The following is a 13,069-nucleotide window of genomic DNA, read 5'->3' as shown; positions in this document are numbered from 1 at the left end:
GCCGGAACCACAAAGTAGGGGCTCAGCTCAGCAGTTGAGGCCGGCCGCGCCGCGGAGACCGAGAGCTGATGCACGCAAGCCGTCGATTGCGGGATGAACCGGAGGAAATCCGTTGCATTTCGACGCTTGGCTGCAAGCTCGACCCTGCCGGCCTGGAGTCCAATGCAGGGACACCAACTGTTACCGTCCCGCCCACGTCGCCGTGTCTGAAACCAGCCCCGCCGCCCCGCCGCTGAGGAGCTTCGGCCGCTTCGAGCTGCGCGCCTTGCTCTCGAAAAGCGCACGCAGCCTGATCTGGCGCGTCTTCGATGCCCGCCACAGCCAGGAGCTGATGCTGTGCATGCCGCGCGACAAGCCCAATAGTGCGCCGGCCCTGGAGCACTGGCTGCGCATGGCGCAGGGGGCGGAGCGCGTGCAGCATCCCAACCTGGCGCAGCCCTTCGAGATCGGCCATGTCGAGAACTGGCCCTATGTCGCCTATGACCGCGCCCTGGGCGAGACGCTGGACGAGCGCCTCGCGCGCCAGAACGCGCCGCTGCCCATCGACGCCGCCGGCTGGGTGGCTCAGCTGCTGGAGGGCCTGGCCTTCGCCCATGAGGCCGGCCACGCCCACCGTGACATCCAGACGGCCTGCCTCGTCATCGACGCCGCCGACAGGGTGAGGCTGATCGGCCTCGAGGTGGCCCAGGAGGTCTTCCCCGCCACCGTGGACTTCAACGCCGTCACGCGCCGCGCAGTGCGCGAATCGGCCGAGGAGGATGTGCTCTGCGTTGGCCTGCTGCTCAACCGCATCCTCAGCGGCCGGCCCGTGCTGGAGGAGAACGATCTGCAGCATGTCGTGCAGCAGATGCAGCCCATCGGCAGGGAAATGGTGCGCCTGGGCTGGGAGACGCCCCACCCGATTCCCGACCCGCTGCGCGCGATCTGCAACCGCGCGACCGACCGCCAGCTGCGCCAGCGCTACCACCTGGCGCGCAGCTTCTGGCGCGCGCTGGATGGCTGGCGCCAGGCCGCGGCCTACGACACCGGCGGCCCCGTCGTGCTGCTGCTGGACAAGCTGCAGCGCATCGGCCACCTGCCGACGACGACGACCGGCCTGCACCGCTTCACGGCCGGTTCGGGCCTGGAGGCCAAGCACGCCAGCGCGCTGTCGGAACTGGCGCTCAAGGACATGGCCCTGAGCCTGGAGCTGGTGCGCCGCGTCAACAACGCGCTCAGGCAGGCCGGCCACCAGGGCGAGACGGTGCTGAACATGCAGCGTGCCATCCAGATGCTGGGCCTGGACGGCCTGCAGCTCGCGGCCAATGCCCTCAAGCCCTGGCCGGGGCCGCTGGCGCCGGTGGCGGCCGAGATGCTGCGCCAGCTGATGGCCCGGGTCGGCAAGGCCGCCCAGGTCGCGCAGGCCCTGCGCCCGGCGGGCTATGACGGCGAGGTCGTGCACCTGATCACGGTCATGCAGAACCTCGGCCGCCTGCTGCTGCAGTATCACTTCCCCGACGATGCCCAGCAGATTCGCCAGCTGATGGTGCCGCCCGAGCCGACCGAGGAGCAGCCCAACCCGCCGGGCATGAGCGAGCAGGCGGCGGCCTATGCCGTGCTGGGCTGCGACCTGGATTCCCTCGGCATCGCCGTGGCCCGCCACTGGGGCCTGGGCGACGAGCTGCAGCAGATGATCCGGCGCCAGCCGCTGGACGCGGCTGTGCACCCGCCGCGCAGCGATGCCGACACGCTGCGCCTGACCTGCAGCTTCGCCAACGAGCTGGTCGATGCCCTCGGCCTGCCCGAGCCCAAGCGCCGCCCCGGCATCGAGGCCGCGACGCGGCGCTATGCCAAGGCCCTGGGCCTGGGCCTGCGCGAGGTGATGGAAGCCCTCAACCCCGGCGCCCCGCGCGCCGGCCAACCACAGGACACGCCCGCGCCGCCGGCCCCGGCTCCGGCGGCCTCGCCGCTGCGCGAGCGCCTTGCCAGCCGCGGCAGTGGCCGCTGATGACCGCCTACCGAATGGCCGACGACGACCTGCCCCCCCAACTCGGCCGCTTCCGGCTGCTGCAGCGCCTGGGCGAGGGCGCACAGGCCACCGTCTGGCTGGCGCACGACCCGCTGCTGGATCGCGAGGTGGCCGTCAAGCTGCTCAAGCCCCCGAGCGCCGATGCCGGTGACGCCGGAACCGTCGACGAGTGGCTGCACGAGGCCCGCGCCGTCAGCCGGCTGACCCACCCCAATATCGTGCCGGTCTTCGAGGCCGACACCCAGGGCGGGCGCTCTTATCTCGTCTTCGAGTACGTCAGCGGCGGCACGCTCAGCCAGCGCCTGCGCGCCGGCCCGCGCCCGACGGCGGCCGAGGCCGTCACGCTGATGCTGGGCGTGCTGGACGGCCTGACCGCTGCCCATGCCGCCGGCCTGGTCCACCGCGACCTCAAGCCCAGCAACATCCTGCTGGACGCGCGCGGCCGGGCGCGGGTGATGGACTTCGGCATCGCGGCCCGCGTCTCGCCCGGCAGCAACACGCCGAACCGCGTCGTCGGCACGCCCGGCTACATCTCTCCCGAGGCCGCGCGCGGCGCGGCGCCGCATCCGCAGATGGACGTGTTCGCGGCGTCGGTCATGCTGGCCGAGATGCTGAGCGGCCAGCGCCTGAACCATGACCCCGACCCCTGGCGCGCCATCCAGCGCGTGCAGACGACCGACCTCGTGCTGCCCTCGGGCCTGCCGGCCGACGTGGACGATGCGCTGCGCGCCATCGTGCAGCGCGGCCTGGCGCGCGAGCCCGCGGCGCGCTGGCCGAGCGCGGCGCTGATGCGCGACGCGCTGGCGGCCTGGCTGCGCCCGGTGGCCGAGCCGCCCGCCGACGCGGGGGACGCGCCGGTGCTGGACTTCCTGCTGCGCCGCATGCGCCACAAGAGCGACTTCCCGGCGCTGTCCGACGCCATCAGCCGCATCCAGCGCCTAACGCAGTCCGAGGACGAGAGCCTGTCCAGCCTGTCCAACGAGATCCTGAAGGACGTGGCGCTGACGCAGAAGCTGCTGCGCCTGGTCAACACGGCGGCCTACCGGCATGCGGGCGGCGGCGGCATCAGCACCGTGTCGCGCGCCGTGGCGCTGATCGGCTTCGCCGGCATCCGCAATCTGGCCCTCAGCCTGGTGCTGCTGGAGCGCATGGAGAACAAGGGCCATGCGCAGCGGCTGCGCGAGGACTTCCTGCGCTCGCTGATGGCCGCCTCGCTGGCGCGCGAGCTGTGCGCCAATGCGCGTGACGCCGAGGAGGCCTTCCTCGGCGCGATGCTGCACCATCTCGGCCGCACGCTGACGGAGTTCTATTTCCCCGAGGAGGCCGGCGCCGTGCGCCGCCTCGTCAGCCCCCTCGACGACGGCCAGCCCCCGATCAGCGAGGCCGCCGCGTCGGCCCAGGTGCTGGGCATGAGCTACGAGGCCCTGGGCCTGGGCGTGGCGCGCCAGTGGGGCCTGCCCGAGAGCCTGCAGCGCGCGATGCGCCGGCCCACCGGCGAGGCACCGCCCAAGCTGATCGAGGACGGCGCCGAGCGCCAGCGCTGGCTGGCCCGCGCGTCCAACGACATGGCCGACCTCATCATGCAGACGCCGCCCGAGCAGGCCCACGCCAAGCTGCGCGCGCTGGCCCAGCGGCATGCGCGCGCGCTGGGGCTGAGCGCCGAGAGCTTCGAGCATGCGGCCGACACCGCGCGCCAGCGCCTGGCACAGATGACCGAGGCCCTGGACCTGCGCCTGCCGCGCGATTCGCGTGCGCAGCGCCTGCTGGCGCCGCTGGCGCCTTCGGTCGGCGACTCGCTGACGGCCCACGAGCTGGCGGCCACCCAGGTGCTGGAGCGCACCGAGGCCGGCGCGCCGCCAAGCCCCGTGCAGCCCAGCGAGCTGCTGGCCGCCGGCATCCAGGAGATCACCGACGCGATGGTCAACAGCTTCCAGCTCAATGCCGTGCTGCGCATGATCCTGGAGACCATCTACCGCGCCCTGGGCCTGCGCCGCGTCATCTTCTGCCTGCGCGATGCGCGCGGCCAGACGCTGACCGGGCGCCTGGGCGTGGGGGCGGACGTCGAGCGCCTGGCGCCGCTGCTGCGCGTGGACCTGACCGGCCAGCCGCCCGACCTGCTCGCCGCCGTCTGCCTGAAGGGGGCGGACACGCTGATCCAGGACGCCCGCGCGGCCAATATCTCGGCCCGGCTGCCGGCCTGGTTCAAGGCCGAGATGGATGCGCGCAGCTTCCTGCTGCTGCCGCTGATGCTCAAGGGCGCGCCGCTGGGCCTGATCTACGCCGACCATGCCGAGGCCGGCGTCGTGCAGCTGGGTGACAAGGAACTCTCGCTGCTTCGCACCCTGCGCAATCAGGCCGTGATGGCCTTCCGGCAGGCCAGTTCCTGATCCACCGCCACCCGCGAACGCCCGCGATCATGATGGTGGGGCCGTGGATATTGCCGCCGATCAGGCTGGGCATGACCGAGGTGCCCACGCCGCGCAGCGAGGGGCAGCTCCATCGGAGTTCCATTCGCGGCTGCGTGAGGCGGGGAGGAATCACCGTCGCGAGGCGGCTCTTCGCGCCAGGCCCGCAATGCCCAGCGCCATCGCCACCAGCATCGTCGAACGAGGCTCGGGGACCGTATTGCCGGACGCCGCTGGCTCCAGGGCCAGGCTCGACAGGCTGATGTCCGCGGTCGTGCCCGTCGTGTGCCAGCTGATATTGCCGGGAATCGGTTGAGAGTCCGGGTTGGTGATGGTGTCCTGGAAGACCAGGTGGTTGTAGGCCGTGTGCGTCGCGTCACCCGGTGCGAGTCCGACGTCGGTCGCGAAGTCGAACCCATTCAGCCATGACAAGGTCGTGTGCCGGTCCAATGTTGTCCGTGACACCTGCACATACTGCCCGGAACTGACGGGCTTCACGAGTTTCGACTGGAACTGGGTAAACAGCTCATCCAGTCCAGACCCCGCGTAGTCGTCCCTGACCACGGCCTCGTTGTCAAATTCGGTTTCGCCGACGATATGGGCTGCATGCGGCAGCGAGTGCCAAGTCCCGCCGCTGAGGTACTGGATGTCGAAGCTGGGGGCCACCCACCCGGTCAAGGCCAAAGCCTGGTTCAGTGCGGTCGGGCTCGGCTGGTCCGCCGGATTTACGTCCAGCGTCACCGTGCCCTTGAAGTGGACACCGGGCGTGTCGATGAACCCACCATCGACGGATAGAGCGCCGATTCCCGTGAAGTCATAGACGACAGTTGTCGGACCGGCGTGCGCCGCAGCCATGGCGGCCAGCAGCGTCGTCAGCGCACCGAGCCGCAACCTTGCAAGCCGCACGACCTGGAATTTGTATGCAGACACACAACCTCCTCCAGTGACGAAACCAGCAAACCGCGCCGCGAAGAAGCGAGGGCTGGAACAAAGCGTGACAACGCTGGGGCGAGAGGTCATCCGTGCGCCGATTCAAGCCCCGTGATTGGGGGGGCGAACCGCCGCTGTTCGCGCGGCGCGGCGACCGATTCAGGCCAGGGAGGGCGGCCCGGCAGGCGTTTCGGCCTGGCTGTCTTGAGCAAGACATGGGGCAAGTAGGGGTGACGAGCCTGACCCCGGCACTGGTTGCAACGCTTAGGGCTGCTTGGTTCCCCACCTGACCCGGTTGGGCGCGCTTCCATGCGGGGAGGCCCGTCGCTGACTATTCTAACCGGGCAGGAACTGCCGGTTGATCGAAAGGTCCATCGCGAGGGCCAGCAGCGCCAGCGCGGTCAGGTAGCCCAGCAGGTGCAGCTTGTCCTGGCTCATCGCCCAATGGCCGCAGGCCATGTAGCCGACCAGCGCGACGAGCTTCACGCCCAGCCACCAGTCCTGCAGCGGGTTGTAGCCAATGGAGCCCCACAGGCTCAGGCCGGTGACGACGAGGCAGGCGTTCACGCCGAACACCACCACCATCAGGCGGGCGTCCTTCGCGATCTCCTGCAGCGCCGGCGTGCCGAACTGGAACATCAGGCCGCGCGTGAAGAAGATGGCCACGCTGCACCAGGCCAGCAGCACATGCCACTGGACCATCTGCGAGTAGAACCAGTCCATCGCCGGGCGCCTGATCAGCGCAGGTGCAGGTCGTCTTCGCTGAAACGGATGTTCAGAGGCTCGATCAGCAGTTGCTTCTCGCCCGCCTCGACCGTGCCGGCCACCCAGGCCTGGATGCCGCAGTCGCGCGCGACCTGGGCGGTGCGCTCGGCGTCCCCGGCCTTGACGAAGATCGCGAAGCCGGCGCCCATGTTCAGCGTGGAGTAGGCCTCGCGGTCGTCCTGGCCGGCCTGCTTCTGGATGAAGTCCAGCACCGCCGTCTTGGGCGGCACGGTGCGGATGCGGTAGGTCAGGCTGCTGGGATGGCGCAGCAGCTTGCGCCAGCCGTGGCCGGTGATGTTGGCGCAATAGTGCGGCGCGATGCCGGCCTTCCACAGTGCCTCGGTCACGGGCGAGTACAGGGCGGTGGGCGCCAGCAGCGCCTCGCCGTAGCTCAGGCCGGGCTCGATCTCGGTCAGATAGCCGTTCGGCAGGCGCTCGGCCAGCTTGCGCGCCAGGCTCAGGCCGTTGGCGTGGATGCCGCTGGAGGCCAGCAGCACGATGGCGTCGCCGGCGCCCAGCTTGTCGCCGACCGACAGGCGCTCCTTGGGGTTGATGAGGCCGGTGCAGGAGGCGGCCAGGTCGATGCGGCCGTCCTCGACGATGCCGGCCAGGGCCGGCGTCTCGCCGCCGCCCCAGGCGACCTGGCAGGTGTCGCAGGCGGCCTTCCAGCCGGCCACGAGCGCCTGGGCGCGCTGGGCGTCGCCGAACCAGTCGCTGCCGCCGGCGGCCCAGTAGGCCTGCACGACCAGCGGCGTGGCACCGACGGTGATCAGGTCGTTGACCGCCATCGCGATGGTGTCCTGGGCTATTGAACCGAAGAAGCTCCTGCCGGTCAGCCGGGCCATCTCGTCGGCCACCAGCGTCTTGGTGCCCAGGCATTCGACGATGGAGGCGATGTAGAACGGCCCCACGTCCACGACATAGGCCGATTCGCCACGCGACGCCTTGACCTCGCTGAAGCCGTGGCCGGCGAGGTGGGAGGCGGTGGCTGCAGCGGCGCGCTGGGCGGTGATCTTGAGCGGATCGATCAGGTCGTAGTTGACGCCGGCCTGGTCGTAGGTGAGGGGGGCTTGCGAAGTCATGGGACGGGATTATCCGCGGTGACCCCGCCCATAGAATCCTCGCCCATGAGTTACCAGGTCCTGGCCCGCAAATACCGTCCGCAGAGTTTCGAGCAGCTCGTCGGCCAGGAGCATGTCGTGCAGGCGCTGGCCAATGCGCTGACGCAGGGCCGGCTGCACCACGCCTATCTGTTCACCGGCACGCGCGGCGTCGGCAAGACCACCGTCTCGCGCATCCTCGCCAAGAGCCTGAACTGCACCGGGGCCGACGGCAGCGGCGGCATCACGGCCCAGCCCTGCGGCGTCTGCCCGGCCTGCCGCGACATCGACGCCGGCCGCTTCGTCGACTATGTGGAGCTGGACGCGGCCTCCAACCGCGGCGTCGAAGAGATCTCGCAGCTGCTGGACCAGGCGGTCTACAAGCCCGTCGTCGGCCGCTTCAAGGTCTACATGATCGACGAAGTGCACATGCTCTCCAACACCGCCTTCAACGCGATGCTGAAGACGCTGGAGGAGCCGCCCGACTACCTGAAGTTCGTGCTCGCGACGACCGACCCGCAGAAGGTACCGGTCACCGTGCTGTCGCGCTGCCTGCAGTTCAACCTGCGCCCCATGGCCGCGGCCGATGTGCAGATGCACCTGGGCAATGTGCTGGGCGCCGAGAGCGTGCCGGCCGAGCCCGGCGCGCTGCGCCTGCTGTCGCGCGCGGCGCGGGGCTCGATGCGCGATGCGCTGTCGCTGACCGACCAGGCCATCGCCTTCGGTGCCGGTTCGCTGAGCGAGGCCGGCGTGCGCCAGATGCTGGGCAGCGTGGACCGTGGCCATGTCGTGGCCATCGTCGACGCGCTGGCGGCGGCGAGCGGCGAGGCCGTCGTGGCCCAGGCCGATGCGCTGCGCGGCGCGGGCCTGTCGGCCGCCGGCACGCTGGAAGACCTGGCCACGCTGTTCCAGCAGATGGCCCTGGCCCAGGCCGCGCCCACGGCGCTGGACGACGCCGACAACGAGACTGTCGAGATCCGCCGACTGGCCGCAGCCCTGCCGGCCGACGAGGTGCAGCTGATGTACAGCATGGCCCTGCATGGCCGCGCCGAGCTGCATCTGGCGCCGGACGAATACGCCGGCCTGTTGATGGTGCTGCTGCGCATGCTGGCCTTCCGGCCCGCGGGCACGCAGCCCAAACCGGTGAAGGCCGCCGCGCTGGTGCGCCCGCCCGCGGTGGCCAAGGCCGTCGTCGCCGTGCCGCTGCCCAAGGTGGCGGCGCCGGCCCCCGTGGTGGAGCGGACTCCCGAGCGGGCCGTGGAACGCGTGGCCGCTCCGGTCCCGGCGCCCGTGGCTGCCGCGCCCAAGGTGGCGGAGCCGGCTGCGCCCAGCTTCAGCGACAGGCTGCGCCCGCGCCCGGTCGAGCCGACGGCCGCCGATGAAGACGACATGGCCTTCGGCGACGGCCCGCCGCCCGACGATGCGCCGCCGCCGTGGATGGAGGCCGACGACGCCCCCGCCACGCCAGCCGTGCGGGAGCCCGAGGCGCCGCGCCGTGCCGAGCTGCGCGAGACGCCCGAAGGCGCGCAGTGGGCCGAACGCATCGCGGCGCTGAACATCGTCGGCATGACCGGCGAGCTGGCCCGCCAGGCCCAGGCCCTGGGCTGCAGCACGGCCGATGGCCGCGAGGTCTGGCGCCTGCGCGTGGAGCGCGAATCGCTGCGCGCGCCGGCCCTCGTCGCCAAGCTCGAAGCCGCGCTGGGCGCGAGGCTGGACATCGAAGCCGGCGTGGCCGAGGACTCCATCGCGCTGCGCACCGTCGCGCGCGTCGAGGCCGAACAGCGCGCCGCCGAAGACCTCGCTGCGTCGCATCCGATGACGCGCACCCTGCTTTCCCAATTCCCGTCGGCACGCATCCTGCCGGGCTCCGTGCAGCCCCTGCCGACTCCCTCGAACTGACAAGGACACGACCATGATGAAAGGCCAACTCGCCGGCTTGATGAAGCAAGCCCAGGCGATGCAGGACAACCTGAAGAAGGCGCAGGAAGAGCTCGCCAACATCGAGGTCGAGGGCCAGAGCGGCGCCGGCCTCGTGAAGGTCGTCATGACCTGCAAGAACGAGGTCCGCCGCGTGACCATCGACCCCTCGCTGCTGGATGACGACAAGGACATGCTGGAAGACCTCGTCGCCGCCGCCTTCAACGACGCGGCCCGCCGCGCCGAGGCCACCAGCGCCGAGAAGATGGGCAAGCTCACGGCCGGCATGCCGCTGCCCCCGGGTATGAAGTTCCCCTTCTGATCTCGACTTGACCGCGCTCGAGACCCTGATCGAGGCGCTCAAGCGCCTGCCCGGCGTGGGCCAGAAATCGGCCCAGCGCATGGCCTACCACCTGCTGCAGCACGACCGGGCGGCCATGCCGCGCCTGGCCGAGGCGCTGATGGCTGCGGGCGAGCACATCAGGCACTGCGAGCGCTGCCACACCTTCAGCGAGACGCCGATCTGCGCCGTCTGCGCCGACCCCGAGCGCGATGCGCGGCTGCTCTGCGTCGTCGAGACACCGGCCGACCAGGCCGCGCTCGAGCGCACCGGCTCCTACCGCGGCTACTACTTCGTGCTGCTCGGGCGGCTGTCGCCTCTCGACGGCATCGGCACAGGCCGGATCGGCGCGGCCGAACTGCTGGCGCGCGCTGCCGAGGACGGCGTGGAGGAGGTCATCCTCGCCACCAGCTTCACGGCCGAGGGCGAGGCCACGGCCCATGTGCTGGCCGAGGCGCTGCGCGTGCGCGGCGTCAAGTCCACGCGGCTGGCGCGCGGCGTGCCGGTGGGCAGCGAACTCGAATACGTGGACCTGGGCACCATCGCCCATGCCCTCTCCGACCGACGCTGAAGGATCTCTCGATGACCATTGCCCAGATCTGCCTGCTCGCAGCCTGCCTGCTGCCCCTCGGCTGCGCGTCCATCGCCAAGTCCAGGGGCTTCGGCAAGCGCCGCCGCGAGGGCGGCTTCGACAACAACCGACCGCGCGAGTGGCTGGCCCGGCAGGAGGGCTGGCAGGCGCGCGCGAACGCGGCCCAGGCCAACAGCTGGGAGGCGCTGCCGGTCTTCATCGCGGGCCTGTTCGTCGCCAGCCAGCACCAGGCCGCGCAGGCCACGGTGGACATGCTGGCGCTGGGCTTCGTCGCCGCGCGCCTGGCCTATATCGGCCTGTACGTGGCGGACCGGGCCTCGCTGCGCTCGCTGCTGTGGGCCGCCGGCACGGCGGCCAGCGTCGCGCTGTTCTTCGTGCGCTGAATCAGGGGTTGGCCGCGGCCACCACGGTGCGGCCCCGGCCGCCCTTGGCGGCCTTGGGTGCGGCCTTGGCGGTGGCCAGCCTGGCCTGTTTCGTCGCGGCGGGAGCCGCGGTCGCCGTGTAGACGACGATGGCATGGCCGGGCTTGAAGCGGGCGCTGCTCGCCACCTTGTTCCACTGCGCCACCTGCTCGGCCTTGACCCTGTAGCGCGCGGCGACGCTGGCGACGGTGTCGGCCTTGCCGGCTCTGAAGCTCACGCGGCGCAGCGGCGGCGCGTCGGGCGCGAGGTTGAGCGCGGCCGTGTCGGCGAGGCGCTCGGACACGTCGGCCACGACATGCTCGCCGCGCGGCACCAGCAGCGTGGAGCCCGCCTTCACCAGCATCTTGGGCGGGATGCGGTTGACATCGCGCAGCGTGGCCTCGGCCATGCCGCTGCGCCTGGCGGCCTCGGCCGGGCTCATGGTCTTGGGCACGACCCAGGCCGTCCAGCTCGCCATCGGGCCCTCGTGGCGCTCCAGGTTCCCGGCGAAGGCGCTGGCCTGGTCGTAGGGCAGCAGCACCTGCGGCGTGGCGGCGGCCAGGATGACCGGCTTGTTCATCTGCGGATTGAACTGCTGGAAGGTCTCCAGCGAGATGCCCGCCAGGCGCGCGGCGAGCTCGACGTCGATGTCGCGGTCGATCTTCACGCTCAGGAAGTAGGGGTGGTTGGACACCGGCGGCAGCCCGAGCGCATAGCGGTCGGGGTTGAGGACGATGTTCTTCACGGCCTGCAGCTTGGGCACGTAGTAGCGCGTCTCGTCGGGGATTCGCAGGCTCTCGTAGTCGGTCGGCAGGCCCAGGCGCTGGTTGCGTGCGACCGCCTTCTGCACATTGCCGGGGCCCCAGTTGTAGGCGGCCAGCGCCAGGTGCCAGTCGCCGAACATCTTGTAGAGGCGGCCGAGGTAGTCGAGCGCGGCGCGCGTGGACGCGAGCACGTCGCGGCGGTCGTCGCGGAAGATGTTCTGCTTGAGGTCGAAGTCGCGGCCCGTGGCGGGCATGAACTGCCACATGCCGGTGGCCTTGGCGCTGGACACGGCATGCGTGACGAAGGCGCTTTCGATGAAGGGCAGCAGCGCGAGTTCGCTCGGCATGCCGCGCTTCTCGACCTCCTCGAGGATGTGGAAGAGGTAGCGGCTGCCGCGCGTCGTCATGCGCTCGACGTAGTCGGGCCGCGCGCTGTACCAGGCCTCGGCCTTGTGCACCCAGTCGTCGTCCAGGTCCTGCAGCTGGAAGCCCTGGCGCAGGCGCACCCAGAGGTCCTCGTTGGCGTCGGCGGCGTCGAGGTCGACCTTCTCGCCCGGGCGCAGGTTGTCCTCCAGCAGCGTGGCCGCGGCCTCGCGGCTGGGGGCGGCTGCGGTGGGCGTTGCGGGTGCCGGGCCGGGCGCGGCGATGGCGGTGGGAGGGGGGGGCGGTTCGGCGGGGGCAGGTGCCTCGGCGGGGGGCCGGGTGGTGGCGCAGGCGGCGAGCAGCAGGGCCGAGGCCAGCGGCGTGAGGCGGGCGATCAGTGTCATCGGAATCCGTTCTTCCATTCGCGCAGCGTGGCGAACACATCGACCGGGCTTGGCTCGGCCGGGAGTTTCAAGGGGGCGTGGCGCCGGGCGGCGTCGCGCAGAGCGGCTTCGGTACAACGCAGGAAAGGGTTGATGCGCAGCTCCGTGCCGATGCGGCCCGGCAGCGTCGGCCGGCCCGCGGCGCGCTCGGCCTCGCACCAGGCGGCGTAGGCGGCGAGGGCGGGGTTGCCCGGGTCCACCTCGCGGGCGAAGCGCAGGTTGGACAGCGTGTACTCGTGGGCGCAGCAGATGCGCGTGTCGGGCGGCAGCGCGGCCAGCGACTGCAGCGCGGCATGCAGTTGCGCCGGCGTGCCCTCGAACAGGCGGCCGCAGCCGGCGCTGAACAGGGTGTCGCCGCAGAACAGCAGCGGGCCGTCGCCGCCGGCATCGCGCGCGAAGTAGGCGATATGGCCCGCCGTGTGGCCGGGCACGTCCAGCACCGCAAAGCGCAGGCCCAGCAGTTCGACGTGGTCGCCGCCCTGCACGCGCTGCACCGGCTCGGGCATGCGCTCGTGAGCCGGCGCGTAGATGGGGCCGCGCAGGCGCGGGCGCAGGGCCTCGACACCGCCGACATGATCGCCGTGGTGGTGGGTCAATAGAATGCCCGCCAGCGTCAGACCTCGGGCGTCGAGAGCCGCGGCCACCGGGGCGGCATCGCCGGGGTCGACGACCAGGGCCTCGCGGCCGTTGTCCAGCAGCCAGAGGTAGTTGTCGTCGAAAGCGGGAATCGGCGTAAGCGTCAAAGGCGCATCACCCATGAGAGGGTCTATTGGTATATGCATCGTCCCCGCGTGAGGTCCCGTTCAGGGCCAAATCTAGGCGCAAGGCGGAGCCGGGTTGGACACCCGGCGAGCACTTGCAACGACGAGTTGGCCCTGAACGGGACCTCACCCTTCGGGCTGGGGCAGCCGAGGGCGTAGCGCGTTGTTGCAGCCCTTGCCCAGGCAAAAAGCCTGGGCTGCGTACTGCGCCTAGCTCTACGCCCTTGGCTGCCCCAGCGCGGGGACGATTCATATGCCAATAGACCCTGGTAAAGCGCCG

The 13,069-nt window shown here is 71.0% G+C and carries 11 protein-coding genes and 1 other RNA gene; 6 read left to right on the top strand and 6 right to left on the bottom strand.

Going from position 1 to position 13,069, the window contains the following annotated elements:
- The first annotated feature begins 202 nt into the window (after positions 1-202).
- Together EV671_RS21215 and EV671_RS21210 are read left to right on the top strand one after the other, a co-directional pair.
- Positions 203-1,987, top strand: coding sequence for an HDOD domain-containing protein (locus EV671_RS21215; RefSeq protein ID WP_132575513.1), 1,785 nt, complete (start codon positions 203-205; stop codon positions 1,985-1,987).
- On the top strand, positions 1,987-4,395 hold the full coding sequence (locus tag EV671_RS21210; RefSeq protein WP_132575511.1) for a serine/threonine protein kinase: 2,409 nt from the start codon (positions 1,987-1,989) through the stop codon (positions 4,393-4,395). The genes EV671_RS21215 and EV671_RS21210 overlap by 1 nt, the downstream gene beginning before the upstream one ends.
- A gap of 150 nt (positions 4,396-4,545) precedes the next feature.
- Here the strand turns inward: EV671_RS21210 and EV671_RS21205 are convergent, their stop codons facing one another.
- The 4 genes from EV671_RS21205 to EV671_RS21190 all read right to left on the bottom strand — a co-directional run bounded on the left by EV671_RS21205 (position 4,546) and on the right by EV671_RS21190 (position 7,190).
- On the bottom strand, positions 4,546-5,343 hold the full coding sequence (locus EV671_RS21205) for a hypothetical protein (protein ID WP_132575509.1): 798 nt from the start codon (positions 5,341-5,343) through the stop codon (positions 4,546-4,548).
- Positions 5,344-5,572: 229 nt separating this feature from the next.
- Positions 5,573-5,669, bottom strand: an RNA gene (gene ffs / locus EV671_RS21200) — signal recognition particle sRNA small type.
- A gap of 10 nt (positions 5,670-5,679) precedes the next feature.
- Positions 5,680-6,066, bottom strand: coding sequence for a SirB2 family protein (locus tag EV671_RS21195; RefSeq protein WP_132575507.1), 387 nt, complete (start codon positions 6,064-6,066; stop codon positions 5,680-5,682).
- A 14-nt stretch (positions 6,067-6,080) separates the two neighbouring features.
- Entirely contained in the window at positions 6,081-7,190 is a 1,110-nt protein-coding gene (locus EV671_RS21190) for an AIR synthase related protein (RefSeq protein WP_132575505.1), read from the bottom strand.
- A 45-nt stretch (positions 7,191-7,235) separates the two neighbouring features.
- Here EV671_RS21190 and dnaX point away from each other — a divergent pair, with 45 nt between their 5' ends.
- Genes dnaX through EV671_RS21170 form a run of 4 tightly spaced genes read left to right on the top strand, consistent with a single transcriptional unit; the run spans position 7,236 to position 10,440 of the window.
- Positions 7,236-9,107: a DNA polymerase III subunit gamma/tau gene (gene dnaX, locus EV671_RS21185; protein WP_132575503.1), complete on the top strand. Its 1,872-nt coding sequence runs from the start codon at positions 7,236-7,238 to the stop codon at positions 9,105-9,107.
- A 13-nt stretch (positions 9,108-9,120) separates the two neighbouring features.
- Positions 9,121-9,447, top strand: coding sequence for a YbaB/EbfC family nucleoid-associated protein (locus EV671_RS21180; protein ID WP_132575501.1), 327 nt, complete (start codon positions 9,121-9,123; stop codon positions 9,445-9,447).
- Between the two features lie 7 nt (positions 9,448-9,454).
- Positions 9,455-10,036 (top strand): recombination mediator RecR, encoded by a 582-nt coding sequence (gene recR / locus EV671_RS21175; protein WP_132575499.1) that lies wholly within the window; start codon positions 9,455-9,457, stop codon positions 10,034-10,036.
- Positions 10,037-10,047: 11 nt separating this feature from the next.
- Entirely contained in the window at positions 10,048-10,440 is a 393-nt protein-coding gene (locus EV671_RS21170) for an MAPEG family protein (RefSeq protein WP_132575497.1), read from the top strand.
- 1 nt (position 10,441) lies between these two features.
- On the opposite strand, the gene EV671_RS21165 is transcribed toward EV671_RS21170, so the two are convergent.
- Both EV671_RS21165 and gloB read right to left on the bottom strand, forming a co-directional pair.
- Complete coding sequence (locus tag EV671_RS21165; protein ID WP_132575495.1) at positions 10,442-11,989, bottom strand: transglycosylase SLT domain-containing protein; 1,548 nt, start codon at positions 11,987-11,989, stop codon at positions 10,442-10,444.
- The gene (gloB, locus tag EV671_RS21160; RefSeq protein ID WP_132575553.1) at positions 11,986-12,771 is read right to left on the bottom strand and encodes a hydroxyacylglutathione hydrolase; all 786 of its coding nucleotides are present in this window, start codon (positions 12,769-12,771) and stop codon (positions 11,986-11,988) included. Before gloB ends, EV671_RS21165 begins: the two co-directional genes overlap by 4 nt.
- Positions 12,772-13,069 lie beyond the last annotated feature (298 nt).

It is taken from the genome of Roseateles saccharophilus (genome assembly GCF_004342485.1).
In the GTDB taxonomy this organism is placed as follows: domain Bacteria; phylum Pseudomonadota; class Gammaproteobacteria; order Burkholderiales; family Burkholderiaceae_C; genus Pelomonas; species Pelomonas saccharophila.
Note: the sequence above shows the minus strand (reverse complement) of the source record. Positions and strands in the feature narration are given on the sequence as shown.

What these genes read in the sequence shown, in the direction of transcription:
- dnaX (WP_132575503.1), top strand. Translation starts at nt 7,236, where the DNA reads ATGAGTTACCAGGTCCTGGCCCGCAAATACCGTCCGCAGAGTTTCGAG.
- EV671_RS21170 (WP_132575497.1), top strand. Translation starts at nt 10,048, where the DNA reads ATGACCATTGCCCAGATCTGCCTGCTCGCAGCCTGCCTGCTGCCCCTC.
- EV671_RS21210 (WP_132575511.1), top strand. Translation starts at nt 1,987, where the DNA reads ATGACCGCCTACCGAATGGCCGACGACGACCTGCCCCCCCAACTCGGC.
- EV671_RS21195 (WP_132575507.1), bottom strand. Translation starts at nt 6,066, where the DNA reads ATGGACTGGTTCTACTCGCAGATGGTCCAGTGGCATGTGCTGCTGGCC.
- EV671_RS21180 (WP_132575501.1), top strand. Translation starts at nt 9,121, where the DNA reads ATGATGAAAGGCCAACTCGCCGGCTTGATGAAGCAAGCCCAGGCGATG.
- EV671_RS21165 (WP_132575495.1), bottom strand. Translation starts at nt 11,989, where the DNA reads ATGACACTGATCGCCCGCCTCACGCCGCTGGCCTCGGCCCTGCTGCTC.
- EV671_RS21190 (WP_132575505.1), bottom strand. Translation starts at nt 7,190, where the DNA reads ATGACTTCGCAAGCCCCCCTCACCTACGACCAGGCCGGCGTCAACTAC.